Origin of the sequence: Anthropogastromicrobium sp. (assembly GCF_037349415.1) — a bacterium.
GTDB classification, from domain to species: Bacteria; Bacillota; Clostridia; order Lachnospirales; family Lachnospiraceae; genus Anthropogastromicrobium; species Anthropogastromicrobium aceti.
Genome location: NZ_JAXWCK010000018.1, coordinates 1 through 18549 on the forward strand (window position 1 = coordinate 1; position 18549 = coordinate 18549).

At 40.6% G+C, this 18549-nt stretch carries 16 protein-coding genes; 1 reads left to right on the forward strand and 15 read right to left on the reverse strand.

The annotated features are described in order from the left end of the window. The 5 genes from WJP93_RS02475 to WJP93_RS02495 all read right to left on the reverse strand — a co-directional run. On the reverse strand, positions 1–202 hold a 202-nt coding region (locus WJP93_RS02475; RefSeq protein WP_337546713.1), incomplete at its 3' end, for a UxaA family hydrolase. Between the two features lie 91 nt (positions 203–293). Further along, positions 294–1622 carry a tagaturonate reductase gene (locus tag WJP93_RS02480; protein ID WP_337546715.1) on the reverse strand — a complete coding sequence of 443 codons (1329 nt, stop codon included), beginning with the start codon at positions 1620–1622 and terminating at the stop codon, positions 294–296. 66 nt (positions 1623–1688) lie between these two features. Continuing rightward, positions 1689–1955, reverse strand: a complete 267-nt coding sequence (locus tag WJP93_RS02485) for a DUF6171 family protein (RefSeq protein WP_337546716.1) — start codon at positions 1953–1955, stop codon at positions 1689–1691. Positions 1956–2136: 181 nt separating this feature from the next. Further along, positions 2137–5430, reverse strand: a complete 3294-nt coding sequence (locus tag WJP93_RS02490) for a DEAD/DEAH box helicase (RefSeq protein ID WP_337546717.1) — start codon at positions 5428–5430, stop codon at positions 2137–2139. Next, positions 5427–6980, reverse strand: coding sequence for a hypothetical protein (locus WJP93_RS02495; protein WP_337546718.1), 1554 nt, complete (start codon positions 6978–6980; stop codon positions 5427–5429). Before WJP93_RS02495 ends, WJP93_RS02490 begins: the two co-directional genes overlap by 4 nt. 250 nt (positions 6981–7230) lie before the next feature. Between WJP93_RS02495 and metA the strand changes: the two genes are divergently transcribed. Continuing rightward, the gene (gene metA, locus WJP93_RS02500; protein WP_118612502.1) at positions 7231–8151 is read left to right on the forward strand and encodes a homoserine O-succinyltransferase; all 921 of its coding nucleotides are present in this window, start codon (positions 7231–7233) and stop codon (positions 8149–8151) included. A gap of 42 nt (positions 8152–8193) precedes the next feature. Here metA and WJP93_RS02505 read toward each other — a convergent pair whose 3' ends face one another. The 10 genes from WJP93_RS02505 to WJP93_RS02550 form a co-directional block, all read right to left on the reverse strand. Then, positions 8194–9582 (reverse strand): MATE family efflux transporter, encoded by a 1389-nt coding sequence (locus tag WJP93_RS02505; RefSeq protein ID WP_066558316.1) that lies wholly within the window; start codon positions 9580–9582, stop codon positions 8194–8196. A 40-nt stretch (positions 9583–9622) separates the two neighbouring features. Further along, positions 9623–10702 (reverse strand): threonine-phosphate decarboxylase, encoded by a 1080-nt coding sequence (locus WJP93_RS02510; RefSeq protein WP_066558318.1) that lies wholly within the window; start codon positions 10700–10702, stop codon positions 9623–9625. Between the two features lie 25 nt (positions 10703–10727). Then, a complete protein-coding gene (gene cbiB, locus WJP93_RS02515) occupies positions 10728–11783 on the reverse strand; it encodes an adenosylcobinamide-phosphate synthase CbiB (RefSeq protein WP_337546740.1) in 1056 nt (351 codons plus the stop codon). A gap of 2 nt (positions 11784–11785) precedes the next feature. Continuing rightward, positions 11786–12439: a histidine phosphatase family protein gene (locus tag WJP93_RS02520; RefSeq protein WP_066558323.1), complete on the reverse strand. Its 654-nt coding sequence runs from the start codon at positions 12437–12439 to the stop codon at positions 11786–11788. Continuing rightward, positions 12412–12834, reverse strand: a complete 423-nt coding sequence (locus WJP93_RS02525; protein WP_066558324.1) for a bifunctional adenosylcobinamide kinase/adenosylcobinamide-phosphate guanylyltransferase — start codon at positions 12832–12834, stop codon at positions 12412–12414. Before WJP93_RS02525 ends, WJP93_RS02520 begins: the two co-directional genes overlap by 28 nt. A gap of 14 nt (positions 12835–12848) precedes the next feature. Next, entirely contained in the window at positions 12849–13619 is a 771-nt protein-coding gene (locus WJP93_RS02530) for an adenosylcobinamide-GDP ribazoletransferase (RefSeq protein WP_066558327.1), read from the reverse strand. 41 nt (positions 13620–13660) lie between these two features. Further along, positions 13661–14203, reverse strand: a complete 543-nt coding sequence (locus WJP93_RS02535) for a bifunctional adenosylcobinamide kinase/adenosylcobinamide-phosphate guanylyltransferase (RefSeq protein ID WP_337546724.1) — start codon at positions 14201–14203, stop codon at positions 13661–13663. A gap of 18 nt (positions 14204–14221) precedes the next feature. Beyond that, positions 14222–15289, reverse strand: coding sequence for a nicotinate-nucleotide--dimethylbenzimidazole phosphoribosyltransferase (locus WJP93_RS02540; protein ID WP_227100682.1), 1068 nt, complete (start codon positions 15287–15289; stop codon positions 14222–14224). A 35-nt stretch (positions 15290–15324) separates the two neighbouring features. Further along, positions 15325–16848 carry a cobyric acid synthase gene (locus WJP93_RS02545; RefSeq protein WP_337546726.1) on the reverse strand — a complete coding sequence of 508 codons (1524 nt, stop codon included), beginning with the start codon at positions 16846–16848 and terminating at the stop codon, positions 15325–15327. Between the two features lie 203 nt (positions 16849–17051). Further along, on the reverse strand, positions 17052–18539 hold the full coding sequence (locus WJP93_RS02550) for a glutamate synthase subunit beta (RefSeq protein ID WP_227100678.1): 1488 nt from the start codon (positions 18537–18539) through the stop codon (positions 17052–17054). Between the last annotated feature and the right edge of the window lie 10 nt (positions 18540–18549).

Sequence of the window (18549 nt, forward strand, 5' to 3'; positions counted from 1 at the left end):
CCTGCTTTGCCACACCAATCGGGAAGCCATACTTGATGACCTTTTCACCTTCTTTGATATCAGCAAGTGCAATCTTATGGCCCTGCGGAATATCCTCTAGTGTGGTCACGGTCGTGCCTGCGTTTATCTGTGTACCAGCTGAAATAGGAGCCAGTGCAACACAGACATTATCCTGTGGATTAATCTGAATGTAAGTTTTCATAAATTCTATATGCCTTTCTGTTCGCATTCTGCCGTTTTGCACCGCTTTACGGCATACAGCCGAACCATAAATTGGTCCGGCTGCTTTGTGATTATTTATTTAATACTAAATCGTAAGCTGCCTTCATGCCATCCTTCTCGATTACATCGTAGTACTTCTGTACCATCGGAATCATCTCGGTCAGATCTGCATGCCAGTAGTCCTCTCTCTTCATGATATCCTCTACGCTTGCAGTCTTCATAAACTCCATGATCTCTGCACCATCGTTTGCCTTATCGGTACGATAGAATGCAATCAATGCTGCCATAGACATTACAAGACCTTCCGGATATTTTCCAAACTTCTCTTTATGCTCAAGAATGGTTGGAAGTACACGAACCTGGAACTTACTTACAGAATTCAGTGCGATAGACAGTAACATGTGACGGATGAACGGATTTGCGAAACGCTCTAAAACAGCCTTTCCGAAATCGATATCGGTCTGAGTATTTCCAAGAGTTGGAACGATCTCCTCGAAGATGCAGTGCTTTAAGTAGCTGCTTACTGTCTCATCCTTTAAGCACTCGCCTACTGTCTCAAGGCCATACAGGTAAGCGCCAAGTACCATAGATGTATGTCCGCCGTTTAAGATACGAACCTTTCTCTTCTTATATGGTGCAACGTCATCAGTCCATACGATGTTGTAGCCAGCCTTGTTGAATGGCAGCTCGTCCTCGTGATGACCCTGAATTACCCACAGATGGAAGATCTCAGCAGTATCAATCAGGTTATCGGTGTAGCCTAATTCCTTGCAGATATCAGCAGCCTCTGCTCTTGGATAGCCAGTAACGATACGGTCTACTAAGGTGTTGCAGAAATCGTTTTCAGACAGCAGCCAGTTTTTAAACTCATCTCCTAACTCCCACAGATCTGCATACTTTAATACACACTCCTTTAAGGTGTCTGCATTGTGATCGATCAGCTCACATGGAAGAAGAATAAATCCCTTTAAACCTGTCTGAAATCTCTTGTATAAGAACTGAGTCAGCTTTGCAGGATATGACTTAGCCGGCTTGTCATCTAACTTCTCAGTTCCAAGATACTCAATACCAGCCTCAGTGGTGTTAGATACGATTACACGAAGATCTGGGTTCTCAGCCAATGCCATGTATGCATCAAAATCCTCATATGGATTGATACCTCTTGAGATAACATCAACATGAGTATGCTCGATAACTTCCTTACCGTTCTGAAGTCCTCTTAAGTACAGGTTATATTCGCAATTCTGATCGTTAAGCATATTTACCATACCCTTATCGATTGGCTGAATTACAACAACCTTTCCTTCATACACCCCGGCATCATTCAGCTTCTTGAAGAAGTAATCAACAAAACCGCGTAAAAATCCACCTTCACCAAACTGCATTACTGTTTCTTTCATTATTATAATTTCCTCCGTTTCTGCTGCAAGGCAGCAAGTTGTGACAAAAATTTGCCGATATTAAGCCTAAAGTTGCAGCCCATCCCAACGGCGCGGTATTCCCGGACAATGTTCGCTTTTTTTGGCAGCTCTTACTTCTACAAAGCAGCCACACACACGGCACATACCACCAATCAATTTTTCGCACTCCTTGCATAATTCAAGACGTGCATCGTACTCCCCTTTTGAGCACCGAAGTTTAGGAGGAATCGCGTCAATCGTTCGCTGTATCCTGTGATACATATCTTCATTTGCCATTTCTCGAAGCAGACACCTTTTGCATCGGATATCCATCGATCTCCCCCCTATTCTGACCAGTCTTTTGACTCCATACTTATTATTATCATAGCAAAAAAGGTGATGTTGTGCAAGCCTTTTTCACAATGTACGTAAATTCATACAAAAAGTAGGCCTGTCAATGTAGCACAACTGCTAAAAAATGTATTTTTCTATCCTTTTTGTCCGAATAAACGGTTTATTTTTCTAACAAATTCATAATTTCATCTTTATTAAACTGAGTGCTGCTGATACCCTCGCCTGAAAGAACCTCCTCAGCCAGATCTTCTTTTACCTGCTGAAGTTCACAAATTTTTTGCTCAATTGTTTCCTCTGCTATCAGCTGATAGACATTAATTGCATGTTTTTGTCCAATTCGATGTGCACGATCAGTCGCCTGATTCTGAGCTGCCTTATTCCACCATGGATCATAATGAATTACAATATCTGCTGCAGTCAGATTTAGTCCAGTACCTCCAGCTTTTAATGAAATGCAAAACACTGATACTTGATTTTTTGGATTTTGGAATTGCTCCACCATCTCCATGCGCGCCTCTTTTTTTACGCTTCCATCAATGCGATAATAATCTATTTTTGCTTTTTTTAATTCCTCGCCAATAAGATCCAGCATGGACGTAAATTGAGAGAATAGTAGAATCTTATGACCTCCGGCAATAGCCTGTGTAATAAGTTCAATACATGTTTCAAGCTTTGCATTTTCACCCTTATAATTTTCCAAAAGAAGCTCTGGTCCGCAGCAAAGTTGACGAAGCTTTGTCAGCTCAGCAAGAATCTGAAGCTTATTCTGTGCAAAATCCTCATCGTTTTGATCCTCAAGAAACATTTTCAATCTCTGTGAATGTGCCTGATAAAGCTTTTTTTGTTCACCTGAAAGTGCAACTGTGACGATCTCCTCCTGTTTTTCCGGAAGCTCCTTTAATACATCCTTTTTCAGTCGGCGAAGGATAAATGGATGAATCATAGCGCGAAGACGTGTCATCGCATCTTCATCCTTGTCAGAAACAATTGGCGTCTCTATTTCACTTCTAAAACGCGTGTATCCATACAAAAATCCAGGCATCAGATAGTCAAAGATACTCCAAAGCTCACTTAGGCGGTTTTCCATCGGTGTACCTGTAAGTGCCATGCGAAAACTGCTGTTTACAAGACGCACTGATTTTGCTGCGTGTGTTGTCTGATTCTTAATATACTGTGCCTCATCAATAATCTCATTTGCAAATACAATATCCTGATACAGCTCGATATCGCGTTTTAACAGATCATATGATGTAATCCACACATCTACATTGCTTGTCTGATTTTTAATAAGCTCCTTTCTCTCATGTGCAGTTCCTGCCATCACACATACTGACAGCTGCGGTGTAAAGCGCTCGACTTCCTTTTTCCAGTTATAAACAAGTGAGGCTGGAGCAACTATTAATGTGCGAAGCTCGTCTCCCACTTTTCCCTGTTCCTTTTCTGATAAAAGAAATGCCAATATCTGAAGAGTCTTTCCAAGACCCATATCATCAGCTAAAATACCGCCAAAGCCATTTTCTTTTAATGTCTTAATCCAGTAAAAGCCGTCTCGCTGATATTCTCGAAGTACTGCTTCAAGTGACTGCGGTACTTCATAATCACCGTTTTCATAGCTTCTCATCTTTCCAATTAGCTTTCGATATTCACGATTTTTCTTAAGTTCAACTGACTCTTTTTCTGCAAGCAGTTCATCAAGATAAAGTGCCCTAAAAAGCGGCATCTTGATCGTATCAGGATTTTTTTTATCGGCATAATTTTTCATCACATCTAATAGAGCAGACATTACCTGCTTTTGTTCTTTATTAAAGGTGATAAATGCGCCATTTTTCAATCGATGGTATTTCTTTTTTCTGTCATACGATGAGAAAATTTCAGCAAGCTCTTCCTTGTTAAACTGATTTGATGCCATAGACATCTCAAGAAGGCCGCCTGATACTGAAACTCCAACCTGAAAACTGGCTGACGGAACAACTCGAAGCTTCTTCATTGAATCTGTCACATAAATATCGCCATATTTTTGCAGCTTTGGAATCACCTGAGAAAGAAATGTGAAAATATCTCCCTCATCACCAGAATAGACTAGAAGGCTCTTTTCCTGATCGAACGCATTAAAGTACATCTGGATTATCTCTGCTAATCTATGCTCCTCTGTGAAGTTTCGCTTTTGGCTGTAACGCTCCTTTCCATAAACATGATACTTTTTCTCACCATAAATGGCTGCCACATCACATGTAATCATATTTTCCTGCGGAGAATCGAGGTACAAAGCAATTGTCGGCTTTGGAGGCAGATATTTATCAGGATCCATGCCAGTATAGGTGATTACTGCCGCGTCTTTAAGATTTGATAACACATCTCTTGTGACTGCTGGCAGATCCTTATCTGATATAAAAAGCTCTTTCTTACTCTGGCACAGTTCAAGAATCTTCTGTACAGCCATCTCTGGTTTTTTCATACGATATATGGTATCACCTGACAAGACATAGCTATACTCAAGACTCTCACATAAAATATGATATCGCTCAGCCATCACAGTCGCTCCATATGTAAGTTTTGCAACTTTGATCTTAGGACTATAGAACTGCTCATCATAAAAAATATTTTTCTTTTCATCTGAAAGCAAATATACGCCATTTGCAGCAATAGTATCCATAAAGGAATCAATGCGGCTTCCAAAAATGGAAACAGATCTTGCCTGCTGACTAGCCGAAGCATAATAAGAATAATTTGTCCTTCCAGAAGCCTTTTCTGTTAAATATTCCTCTAAGAAAAACTGAATAATTTTACGCCCGTTTTCGTCAAACAGATTTTTATCCGGAATAAATTTTATATATTTTCCTAACTCAATTGTTTTTTTCTCTGTCCACTTATAAAAGAACTCATTCAGATCTCGTATTACATACGTTCTCGTCTCACCAACACGAAGCTCCAATAAAAGACCATCCTTGCATTCACCAATGCAGCATTTTGCCTGTATTGAAAGCGGCTGTTTTATATTCTGTTCAACTGGCAATGCCCGCTTTTTAAAGAAGTTCTCTTTTAGAATTTCCATCATTTCCTCATCGGTGCTTTTTAAAATACCCGGAATAAATGGATCTTCTACATTTGTTTTCTGAAGCATTAAAGGAAAAATCTCAGACTGCTTAACCACGTCTTGACCATATATCTCTACAATATACTGCATCACCACCGCTGCCACATGCTCACAGCAAAAATATTGTTTTTGAAAATGACCACACCTGCAAGCTGTCTTTACAAGCTCACCATTTTTCTCATCAAGCCAAACTACTGCATTGTAAGTGCTTGTTCTCTGCATTTTTAAGCTTAGCTTTAAAAATCCATTTTCCTTTGTTTTCTCCAATGTCCTTTTGCTATCCTTCAATATATCGATCATTCCATCTGCCAAATCTTCTTTTTTGAAGTCCGCAAGTGCATTTTTTATATTATAACTCACTTTGTTATTCCTCCTGTAAGATGCATAAACTCATTCTTCGTATGACCATAATATTGTGGACGCCGGATCGTTGCCTCTAGCTTTTCAAGTGCATCTCCTAAAATTTTCACACTGGCTGTTCCTTTTATAAAACAATGTCTGTAATTATATACCACCTTCCTTGGACTCTCACCATTAATACATTTCAGCATCATCTCTGTGACTAATTTATTTTCATCTTCAAAGCTCCTGCAGTTATCGACCAACACAGAAAAAAACATCTTATAACCAGGCAGAGAATAATCAATTCCATCAAACTGCAGTAATTTTATCTCCTCTCCACCTGGTATATAATAAGGAATCTCCTCAAAGTTCTTTTTCACCTGCTGTATGATCCAATCCTGGTCACTTGTAGGTTTAAAAAATACATTTGAGACACTTGACCACATATATCGCCATCGTCCTTCTTTTGCCCGTTCAGCAAACATATCCCAATATTGTTTTTTTGCCTCTTGCGCTATGATTTTTTTATAATTGGCATCAATTAACGCACTGTAGTGCCAATAACTGGCAAATCCGTATAGATTCACGCATGCAGCAATTACAGCCTGTACAACCTGAAAATTTCGAAGCGAACTTTTTTCTGGCTCTTTCATAAATTTGCCTGCTCCCATTGCAAGTTCAATACTCATATCAACTGTGATAGAACCGCTATAATCTACATCAATAGAAACCAATCCGTATTTCTCTAACGTTTTATATTCCAAACAATCTTCGATACTTCTTGAAACCGTTCCACCTGAAGCATACAGTTTTAAAAATACATCAAATTCAGTCAAACTAATCTGTTCAAAAATATGTAACATGACATCAGTTTTTTCTATATAATCCTGCAAGATTAGTTCAGCTCTTTTTTCCTTTTGAATATTGGTCGGATGGTTCATATCTAAATTTTTTTCAATTTCTTTTAGCTCATCTACCCTCATTTGCTTTAAACTGTCCAAACAACTTTTCATCTGCAAAAGTGTGGACGAATCAAGTTCAATACCTTTTTTACCAGATGCATGATTTTCTTTCGATACCCCAAACTCACTAAAAAGTAAATTAAGCTTTAAATTAACAGACTGTTTCTGAACCTGCAAATCCTGTAAGCTGTACCAGCTATTTGAATAGCGATTAAATTCTGCTACTTCTTTTCTCCCATTTCCAATATTTGTTCCCTGAAAACGCAGTAGTATTGGATATTGGACTGTTTTTTCGTCAGAAAGTCTGTTTTCTTTTGAAACAAGTTCAATACGCCACTCCCAGCATACTTTATCATTTTTTTTAACGATACATGACAACATTTTTTCTGAATCAGGCACAGACTCACTAAGCATAATTTCATCAACTTGTTGTGTTTTCTTTAATTGAACTCCATCTTTAAAAAATAAGGTGTCAACACCAAGTGTATCCATATCCGCACATACACAAATCACCCTATACAATTGCTGTAGGGTGATTTTTTCTGGTACCGCAATCTGCCTTATAACATGGGGATTTGAATATTGCAGCGTACATTTTAGTTCCATCTGTTTTCCTTTCTTCTGTCGATATTCTTTCAGGTATTTCTTCCTGTTTTTATGCCATTATACCATTCTGCCTGTGTCTTGTCCAGTGAGCTGCAACGAAACTGGTTCGTCGACGAAACCATTGATTACTGTTCATGGATAAGTCAATATTGCGGCAAAGCCCGAAGGTGAAGGGCTTTCATACCATTGACTTTTCCTCCAAACTGCGCTACTATTTTGATGTTAATCATTTGAGAGGAGAAAATTTGTTATGCCTATTCGAATACCCGATTCGCTTCCAGCTCATGCCATACTGGAAGCTGAAAATATATTTGTTATGACGGAACACCGTGCGATGCATCAGGATATACGTCCGCTTAATGTTTTGATTTTGAATCTGATGCCAACAAAAATTATTACTGAAACACAGCTTCTGCGTAAGCTCTCCAACACACCACTTCAGATATGTGTTGACTTTTTACAGACAGCAAGCTACACTTCCACACACACAGACCCTGAACATTTAAAACAGTTTTACTACACCTTTGACCAGATCAAGGATCGCCGTTATGACGGCATGATTATCACTGGTGCACCGCTTGACTATGTGCCATATGAAGAAACTGCCTACTGGGATGAGGTCTGCAAAATCATGGAATGGACAAAGACACACGTTCACTGTACATTCCATCTGTGTTGGGGAGCTTATGCCGGACTCTACTATCACTACGGCATTAAAAAATTTGATCTTGACAAGAAACTGTTTGGCATCTTTCCACATCAGATTTTAAAGAAGACATCACCGTTATTTCGCGGTTTTAATGATGAATTTCTTGCACCTCATTCCCGCGCAACAGATGTGAATGTTTCTGATGTAGCAGCCGTACCAGAGCTTGAGATAATGGCTCTTACAAAAGAAGGCAGTCTTGCCATTGCTAAGACAAAAGACAGCAGACAGTTCTTTGTCACCTGTCATGCCGAATATGATGCCAATACTCTTGCACTTGAGTATAATCGTGACATGGAAAAAGGTCTTACAAGCGTTGATCTTCCAATCAACTATTTTCCAGATGATGATCCGACAAAGGCACCAGTTGTCACCTGGCGCTCTACAGGACAGCTCTTATATTCTAATTGGCTAAATTTCTATGTTTACCAAAGCACTCCTTACGATATCAAAGACATCAAATAAAAAACACAGGTACAAGGCAGATGCCTTGTACCTGTGCTTTTTTTATTTAATTACTTTGCTCTTTGCCGCCTTTTTTTCAAATGCATGCGTCCAATCTGAGAAAATTAAAAACAGTAAAAATACAATGCTGCTGCAGCTCCAGGTCAGCGGGTAAGCCCAGCTGATCATTGTAAATTTTGGTATAAACTCCAGTGCTGTTGTCACATAGACGATTCTAAGTCCACACCAGAAGGCGAGCATTGCTGCCATAGGAATGATTGATTTTCCACAGCCTCGAAGAACACCTGCTGCACAATGTGAGAAAGCAAGCAGGCAGAAAAACAGCGTTGTCACATGCGCATGCATTTCTCCATATGAAACGGATTGTTCCTCATCTACAAAGAAACGAAGAAGCGGCTCAATTCCAATATAGAAGCCAATTCCAATCAACTCTGCCACAGCGACGCCTGTGATAATTCCAAATACAGCACCCTTCTTTGCACGGTTATACTCCTTCGCGCCAAGATTTTGGCTGATAAATGTAGGAAGTGCCATAGACATACAGGTAATTGGGAGAAATGCAAATCCCTCAAGCTTACTATATGCACCAACACCGGCCATTGCAAATGATCCAAATGAATTGATATTTTTCTGAATAACGATATTTCCAATACTGATAACAGAATTTTGAATACCTGTCGGAAGACCCTGTGTTATTACCTCATGCATCATAGAACCATTATAGTGAAGCTTTTTAAAATCAAGACGTGCAACTCCCTCCATTTTACACATACGATAAATGCACATTACTGCACTTACACCCTGCGCAATGATTGTTGCCGCTGCTGCACCGCCTACACCCCAGTGGAACACAGCAACAAATAATAAATCAAGCACTACATTGATTACAGATGAAATAAACAGATAATACAGCGGATGAAGGCTGTCACCAAGCGCTCTCATGATTGACATACCAATATTATACATGATAATAGTTGATACGCCTGCGAAATATACACGCAGATACAATAGTGATGCCGGAAGCACATTCTCTGGTGTCTGCATCAGACGAAGCAAAACTGGAATCAAAATAAGTCCTACAATTGTAGAAAGGGCTGATGCGATAAGTCCAAATAAAAAGTTTGTATGAATGGCAACTTCCACGCTTTTTTCATCACGTGCACCAAAATATTTTGAAATAACAACGCCGCCTCCAATGGCAATTCCATTGAAAAATCCAATAATTAAAAAGGTTAGATTTCCTGCTGAGCTGACTGCTGCAAATGAATCGTTATCTGCAAAATTTCCTACAACCCATGCATCTGCCACATTGTAAAACTGCTGCAATAGCTGGCCTAAAAATAATGGAATAGCAAATGATAAAATTCCCTTTGCTATTGAACCTTCTGTCAGCAAACCTGCATTTTTCTTTCCTTTCGCCGTTATTCCCATTTTTTATTTCCTCCCTGTTTTCCCCGACAATAGCGGTGTTTTATTTTATATTCTCGTCTGACAGTACTTCTTCTAATGCAGCTATTAAACGATCATTTTCCTCTTGTTTTTTTACTGCAATGCGATAATACCCTGATTCAAGTCCTTTATAATTACTGCAGTCCCGAATCAGCATTTTTTTCTTTAGCAGCATTTCATATAGATTCTTCTCTGAATAAAAAAGCAAATAATCTGCCTCTCCCTGCCACACAGTAAGACCGAGTAAACGAAGCTTTTCTGTAAGGTATTCCCTCTGTTTTTCTACATATTCTGATGTTTTCTGTACAAACTCATCTTCCTGTAGTGCCGCTGCTCCCGCATACTGTGCTAAGAGCGATACATTCCACTCCGGGAGCTGTCTTTTCAAACATTCTACCATTTTTTCAGATGCCGCCAGATAGCCTAGGCGCACACCCGGTATCCCGTATATCTTTGTAAATGCACGCACAACAATCAAATACTGTGAATGAATCGCAGTTTTTATAAGGCTTTCATTTTGACGCTTCGTAAATTCAATAAAACATTCGTCAATCACCAATGTAATTCTATGTTCACAGCAAAGAAAAACAATCTGTGAGATAATATCAAATGAAATACATACTCCTGTTGGATTATTTGGATTTGCAAGAAAAATCAAATCTGGCGCTTCGTGCGCTTTTATCTGTCTTATCAATTCCTGCAAAAAATGCTCTGTCAGTTCAAAATTATCTTCTTTTTTCAGATAATAATAGCGCACCTGACAGTCCTCACATGCTGCTGAGTGCTCATAGCCTGAAAAGGACGGTGCAAGCACAAGTACAGTCTTTGGCTTTCTTGCATGGATAATCGCCACAAAAAGCTCTGATGCACCATTTCCAAATAGAATACATTCCTGCGGCACATCAAGCTTTTTCGCCATTGCTTCACTAAGCTTTGAAACTTTTTCATCTGGATATTGAGTGCATAAAAAAATAGCATCGCCAAGTGCCTTTTTAACACCATCTGGCATGCCAAATGGATTTATGTTTACTGAAAAATCAAGCTCTACCTGATTACGATATACATCTCCGCCGTGTACGCTTTTTTCTGTATGCTTGTCCATTTTTGCCCCCTTTGATACCAGATTGTTATCCTATGAAATTTAGCAATATCATCAATATTACGCAGATTACCTCTCCAAGAACTGCAGCCGCATACATCAGATAATTGCACCGGCAGATATCCTCTGGCAAAACTGCCCTTTTATCATCACCGATATATGGCTTTTTAATGACTTTACTGCCATAAATGGTGTCACCTGCCAGACGAATGCCAAGTGCACCTGCGCATGCAGCTTCTGTATGTCCGGCATTTGGACTCGCATGCTTTTTTGCATCTCTTCTCCAGATATGCCATGCATCTTTAGTATTATATACTGCTTTTTCTTTGCTGAAAATCCTAGTCACACTAAGAAAAGCGCTTCCTGCAATTAAAAGAAGTGCACTGATTCTTGCCGGAATCCAATTGATGACATCATCTAATTTTGCTGCTGCACGGCCAAAATACAGATAACGGCTGCTTTTATAGCCTACCATTGAATCCATCGTATTGACTGCTTTGTAAATCATGCCAAGCACTGGGCCGCCAAGTGCCGTGTAAAGCATAGGCGCAATCACACCATCAGATGTACTCTCTGCCACTGTCTCTACTGCAGCACGCGCCACACCTGCCTCATCTAAGACATTTGTATCTCGTCCTACAATCATGGAAACAGCATATCGTGCACCTAAAAGATCATTTTTTTTCAATGCGGTGTATACCTTTGTGCTCTCTTTTTGCAGACATCTTGCCGCTAAAATCTGATATGTCATAATTGCTTCGACTACAAAACCAGCAATTGGGTGAATTGCGTAAGCTCCCAAAAAGATGATTCCCGAGGCAATAGCTGTCGCTGCCAACACACAGATTACAAGAAGTATTCCTTTTCTGCGCTCACTTCGTATTGTTGCATCATCTTTTACGTCTGCACCATTTGGGGCATCGGCCTTTTTTTCTTCACCCTTATGCTTTTCTCCCATAAGCTTTTTATCAAGAAAACTAATAAGATTTCCCATAAACCGCACAGGATGCGGCATCCAGTATGGATCACCAAATAAACAGTCAAGCAAAAAACCGCTGACAAATGCCAGCATATGTAATGTTATTGTCATTTGTCTTTTTCCTCTGCCTCTTCCATTGCAATTGGTGTCAGTTTTTCTAACTGCACATTGTTGTTTTTTATCGACAGCTCAATTTCATAGCCCTGACCATTTTTTACCTGATAGTCATAATAATCACCGCCTGTAAGACTGCTCATTATAGCCATGATCGTACCGCCGTGAACAATACAGACTGCACTTTTTTGTTTATAATCTTCCATACATTCTATACACCATTCAAGTCCTGCCATTGATCTTTTCACAAATTCATCACGGCTTTCTCCACCAGGAAATGCAGTCACACCGCCGCTATCTATCCAGCGCTGATAATCAGGATCTCCATTTAAATCCTGATAATTTTTTCCTTCAAAGCGTCCAAAGTCAATTTCCTTCCATTCAGGAAGTAAAATAGCTCTTGTATCCGGATACAAAATATCCTTTGTCTGAAGGCATCGAAGCATTGGACTTGAGAAAATAAGAAGATTATCTTTTTCTTTTGGATATCTTCCAGCTTCATTATAAAAAATAATCTGCTCTCCTCCTTCATTTGATAATGGCTCGTTTGTATTTCCAAGATAGGCGTGACGCTTGTTGGACTTCGTGGCCCCATGGCGGATAATATAAAGTGTGATTGTCATTTCAGCCGCTGTCCCAGTCCACATAATATACGTTCCACCCTTTCTGCCTGCTTTGCAAGCTCTATCATAAGCCGCCCTGTCTGCTCACGCCAGATGCGCTCTTGCTTTTTTATCGGCACAATACCGTTTCCAAGTTCATCACAAATTACAATTGCATCAGGATTACTCTTAATCCAAGAAAGAATTGTCGTCTGTATTTTCTCTTCCTCCATACCTTCATCTAATAAATCCCTAACCCACAGATGAAGATGATTTAAAATTAATACATCACATTCTGTTTCTAAAAGCATTTTTTTATAATGTGGATCTGCGCAGTCAATCACCTTTACAAAAAGCTTCTCTGTCTTTTGATTTTCGTTGTATCTACGCTTCACATATTCAAGCTTTCCTTGTGCGAAACCGCCTATATATAGTTCCATGAAAATGTCCTTTCTTATAAGCAGGCAATTGCCGCCATAACCATCAGCGCACCCTCACACAGTGTTACAAAATATCCGGCGAGATCACCTGTGATGCCGCCAAATTCCTTTTTGCTCTTATAATAGTAATAGCCAAACACTGCCAAAGCACATATAAGCTGCATAATACCTGCCTTTGGATTCATCAAAATTTGCCATAATACGCAAAACGCTAACTCTGCATACAGGCTTCTCTTTACTATTTTCTCCTGTGCCGCATCTGCAAACATATACAGCGTTCCTTCTTTTTTTGCACACGGAAACGAGACAACTGCAATTGCACTAAAAATACGTGACAAAAAATATGAACCGCAAAATGATGCCATAACTGAGTAATTTTTAATCTCAGAATATGCACCTGCTGCTATCAGCACATAAAGAACAGTCATAATCACGGCAAATGCACCAATATGAGAATCCTTTAAGATTTCTAGCTTTTTCTCGCGGCTTCCATAAGAATGAAGCGCATCCATCGTATCCATATAGCCATCCATATGAATACCGCCTGTCACCAAAAGAATGATTGCCAGGCCAACAAATGCAAAACACATTTTTCCAATGCCAAATTGCTGGCAAAAAAGCCACCAGCACCATGATAACAGTCCTATTACAATTCCAACAAGAGGAAAGAAACACATTGAATAGCGCATATCTTCTTCCTTCCACTCAAACTGCACCATAGGAATTTTGGAATACATAGAAAAAGCAATTGCAATTGATTTTCCGATTTTTTTACATAGATTCATTTTTATAATCCTCTGTTAATTACTCTATTTTTATGATCATCTTACTTTTTCCACATGACAGGGCAGCCCGCCACAACTTCCGTGACCTCATCTGCCCACGCAGCAAGCTCAATATTTATGCGCGCCAGTGCACGTATATAAGCCATTGTAGATTCATCATATGTGATTCCATCGTCAAACACATTGTTTGTCACAATGACAAGCTCACGCACTGACTGTGACAGCACTTTTAATCCAGACACAACACGCCTTACAACTTCGTCCTCGCTTCGCTGTCCATTTTCGTCGAACATTTCATTGGCAGTAAGATTAGACACACATTCAACAAGTGCTGCATATGACATCTTATCACTGTCTTTAAATTTTTTCAATGCCTGTTCAATCTGCACCGTCTGCTCTGATGTAATAAACCCTTTTCCTGCACGCAGCCTTCTATGGCGCTCTACCCTTTTTTTGCCTTCTTCTCCATATACCTGCATCGTGGCAATATAATAGTGGCTTCTGATATTTTCAAACCCAGACAGCAATGACTCTGCATAGGCTGATTTTCCGCTGCCGCTTCCGCCTGTTACAAGATAAATCATTTTATTTGCCTTTCCTTTTTAACTAAGACGTTCATATGGTGCCATCTCCAGACGTGAAAAATCTGTACGACCATTATATACTGACATTGCAAGATCAAGAAGCGAAAATACCATAACTGCACCTGTTCCTTCGCCAAGCGCCAGATCTCCATGGATGACTGGCTTGATCCCTATTTCTTTTAAAATTGCCTTTGCCGCCGGTTCTTTTCCCAGATGAGATGCTATCATAAAATGCTCTGTACCAGGAATAATACGCTTTGCAAGAAGTGCTGCTGCACCGCTTATTAGACCGTCCAAAACAATAGGCACATGATACATTGCACCTCCTATAAAAACTCCTGTCAAACCTGCAATATCAAAGCCGCCAACAGTCTGAAGCACCGTAAATGCATCTGCCTTATATAGATCGTATCTGTCAATTGCCTCTTGAATGACCTGTTTTTTTCTGCTTAACCCCTTGTCGTTTAATCCAGCTCCTCTTCCTGCTGTCTCACTGGCTAACCTATGAAGAAGTGCCGCTGTCACTGCACTGCTTGTTGTCGTATTTCCTATACCCATCTCTCCTGTTGCGAGTATCTGATAGCCATTTTCCTTACACTGCTTTACAAGGCGCACACCTGTATCAATCGCATCTAATGTCTCTTTTTCTGTCATGGCAGGCTCTTTTGCAAAGTTTCGCGTACCACAGGCAATTTTTTCATCTAACACACCATCTATTTTACATGAAGCAGCTATTCCAATATCTACTGGAATAACATCTGTATGTGATGCTGATGCCATACGGCAAACGCTCGATTCACGCCTTCCCATTGACTGTGCAACGGCAAGCGTAACTTCCTGTCCTGACTGACTGATGCCTTCCCTAACAATGCCATTATCAGCGCACATCACAATAACTGCCCTCTTAGAAATACATACATTGGTGCTATCCTCTATAGCACCAATCTGTGATATAACATGCTCGAACCAGCCTAGCCCGTCAAGCGGCTTTGCCACTCCATCCCAGTTTGCTTTTACTGCATCATACATTGATTGATCCGGCGGTGTAATTTTATATTTTTCTCTTAAAAACTTAATTGCTTCCATATATAGATGACTTTAATCCTTTCTTTCAGCGCAAGTTAAATTTTTGCTTCCCGTAAAATGCTGTATACAAAATCCATGTCCATATGCTGGCGAATGGTGTCTGCCAATAAATCATATTGTGACTCCTGAAACTTTTTATAATCAAAGCCACTCTGCAATGCCTCTAATGTCACATTCTTTTTGTCTGCAAGCATCTTTACAAGCTTCCATGCAAGATCGCCTTCATCAAACAGACCATGGACATAGCTGCCGCACACCATACCATTCTCGCTGCATACCACAGTTGGAAGATCACTAGATGGCTGCTTTGGGGACTGACCTACTTTTTTCTCTTTTGAGCTTGCAGCATTGACGGCTGTTGACTTTCCCATATGAATCTCATAACCCTCATATGGACTGCCATTTAAGCAGGACCAGACTCCACTCAAATGATCAATTGTTCCTGTCACCTGTAATCTCGTCTTTTCTTTTGTGAGAGTCGTCTGAATCGGAAGAAGTCCCATTCCCGGCGCATCCATTCCCTGCTCGATGCCAAATGGATCAGCAATCGACTCACCAAGCATCTGAAATCCTCCGCATATACCAATCACCGGTGTCGTTTTTGAAAGCTTTTTAACTGCTGCCTCTATTCCGCTTTGACGCATCCACAAAAGATCACCAATTGTATTTTTGCTTCCTGGAAGGAAAATGCAGTCTGGTGTTTCTAGCTCTCTTACATTATGTACGTAGCGCACGCTTACTCCCGAAAGCTGCTCAAACACATCAAAATCGGTATAATTTGACATTCGCGGAAGACGAATTACTGCAAGATCAATCAGTCCCTTTTGGCTTTGCTCTAGCTTTTCACTTAGGCTGTCTTCCTCTTCGATTGCCACCTTCATATATGGAATGACGCCTGCCACAGGCACATTACCACGCTCTTCAAGCATCACAATTCCTGGATCTAAAATTGTCTTATCTCCTCTGAATTTATTGATGATAAGACCCTTTACCAGCTCTTTTTCATCTGGCTCAAGAAGCATAAGAGTACCAAGAAGCTGAGCAAACACTCCGCCTCTGTCGATATCACCAGCTAAAAGCACAGGTGCACCTACAAGCTTTGCTAAACCCATGTTGACTATATCATCTGCCTTTAAATTAATCTCAGCCGGACTTCCTGCACCCTCGATTACGATGATATCTGCCTGTTCCTCTAGCTTTTTAAAAGCATGAATAATATCAGGAATCAGTTGCTTTTTGTAGGCAAAATATTTTCGTGCCGGCATATTGGAGACTGGCTTTCCATTTACAATCACCTGTGACCCCATGTCACTTACTGGCTTTAATAAAATTGGATTCATATAAACTGATGGCTCTATCCCTGCTGCTCTTGCCTGAACTACCTGAGCACGTCCCATCTCAAAGCCATCCTTTGTAATAAAGGAGTTTAATGCCATGTTTTGTGACTTAAACGGTGCCACCCGATAGCCATCCTGCTTAAAAATACGGCAAAGTCCTGCCGCAAGCAGACTTTTTCCTGCATTTGACATCGTGCCTTGAATCATAATTACTTTTGACATGCATTATTCCTCCGTTTTTTTGCTGTTTTCTACTTAAATGAATAATTTACACTCAATATCATTTATTGTATCGCATATGAAAAACAATTACAAGTGGAAGGCAAAAAATAATACAATAAGGGCAGACCTTAATTAGGTCTACCCTTAATACAAGAGCTATATAGTTGTCATTATTACGTAAATGGTGATGAGACACATGCACTTTACTCGAGATTCGTATATCCCATCAAGCTTTCGTCGACTGCCCTCGCTGCTTCTCTGCCCTCGCGGATCGCCCATACAACAAGCGATTGTCCACGGTGCATATCACCTGCTGTGAATACGCCAGGCTCAGAAGTTTCATATGAATCTGGTGCTGTCTTTACATTTGTTCTTGGTGTCAGCTCTACTCCAAATGCATCTGATACATAGCTCTGGCAGCCAAGGAAGCCCGCTGCGATCAGTACTAGCTCGGCTTCGAGTGCAAATTCACTGCCCTCTACAGGCACCATCATCATGCGTCCTGTTGCTTCATCCTTTTTTGATTCGAGTTTCACGCAGATCAGTCCGCAAAGCTTTCCGTCTGCATCTTTTACAAACTCCTTTACGGTTGTCTTGTAAATACGAGGATCTGAACCAAATACGGCAATTGCTTCTTCCTGACCATAATCTGTCTTGCAGACCCTTGGCCACTCTGGCCACGGATTATTTGCGGCACGTGTGAGCGGCGGCTGCGGCATCATCTCTAACTGTGTAACAGATGCACAGCCCTGACGAATTGCAGTTCCTACGCAATCATTTCCAGTATCACCGCCGCCGATGACAACGACATGCTTATCCTTTGCAGAGATATAATTTCCATCTGCAAGATTAGAATCAAGCAAACTCTTTGTCGTGCGTGACAGATAATCAACTGCAAAATAAATACCCTCTGCATCTCTTCCCTCTGCCTGAATATCTCTTGGATTTGATGCACCACACGCTAAAATCACGCTGTCGTATTGTGATTTAAGATCCTCTGCACTTATATCCTTTCCTACATTCACACCAGTCAGAAAATGAATGCCTTCTGCCTTCATAAGCTCCACGCGGCGCTTTACAAAACGCTTTTCCAGCTTCATATTTGGGATTCCGTACATCAAAAGACCGCCTGGACGATCTGAACGCTCATACACAGTAACTTCATGGCCTCTCTTATTTAACCAGTAGGCAGCTGACAGACCAGATGGACCAGAGCCTACAACTGCAACGCGCTTTCCTGTGCGTGTCTTTGGCGGATTTGGCGCCAGATATCCGCTTTCATATGCATTCTCAATGATGGACAGCTCGTTCGCCTTTGTTGTAACTGGCTTTCCATTTAAGTTACATGTGCAGGCTGCCTCGCATAGTGCCGGACAAACTCTTCCCGTAAACTCCGGGAAGCAATTTGTCTTTGTCAGGCGATTAAATGCCTGTACCATATTTCCAGTATATAAAAGATCATTCCACTCTGGAATTAGATTGTTAAGCGGGCAGCCGCTTGCCATACCAGAAATCATTTTTCCATACTGACAAAACGGCACACCGCAGTCCATACATCTGGCTGCCTGCTGTTTTCTCTCAGTCTCAGACAGCTCCTCGTGAAATTCATTATAGTTTTGGATTCTTGCCTTTGGTGAAGAAGCCGGGGCATCTTCTCTGGCATATTCCATAAATCCTGTTGGCTTTCCCATTGTCTTCTCC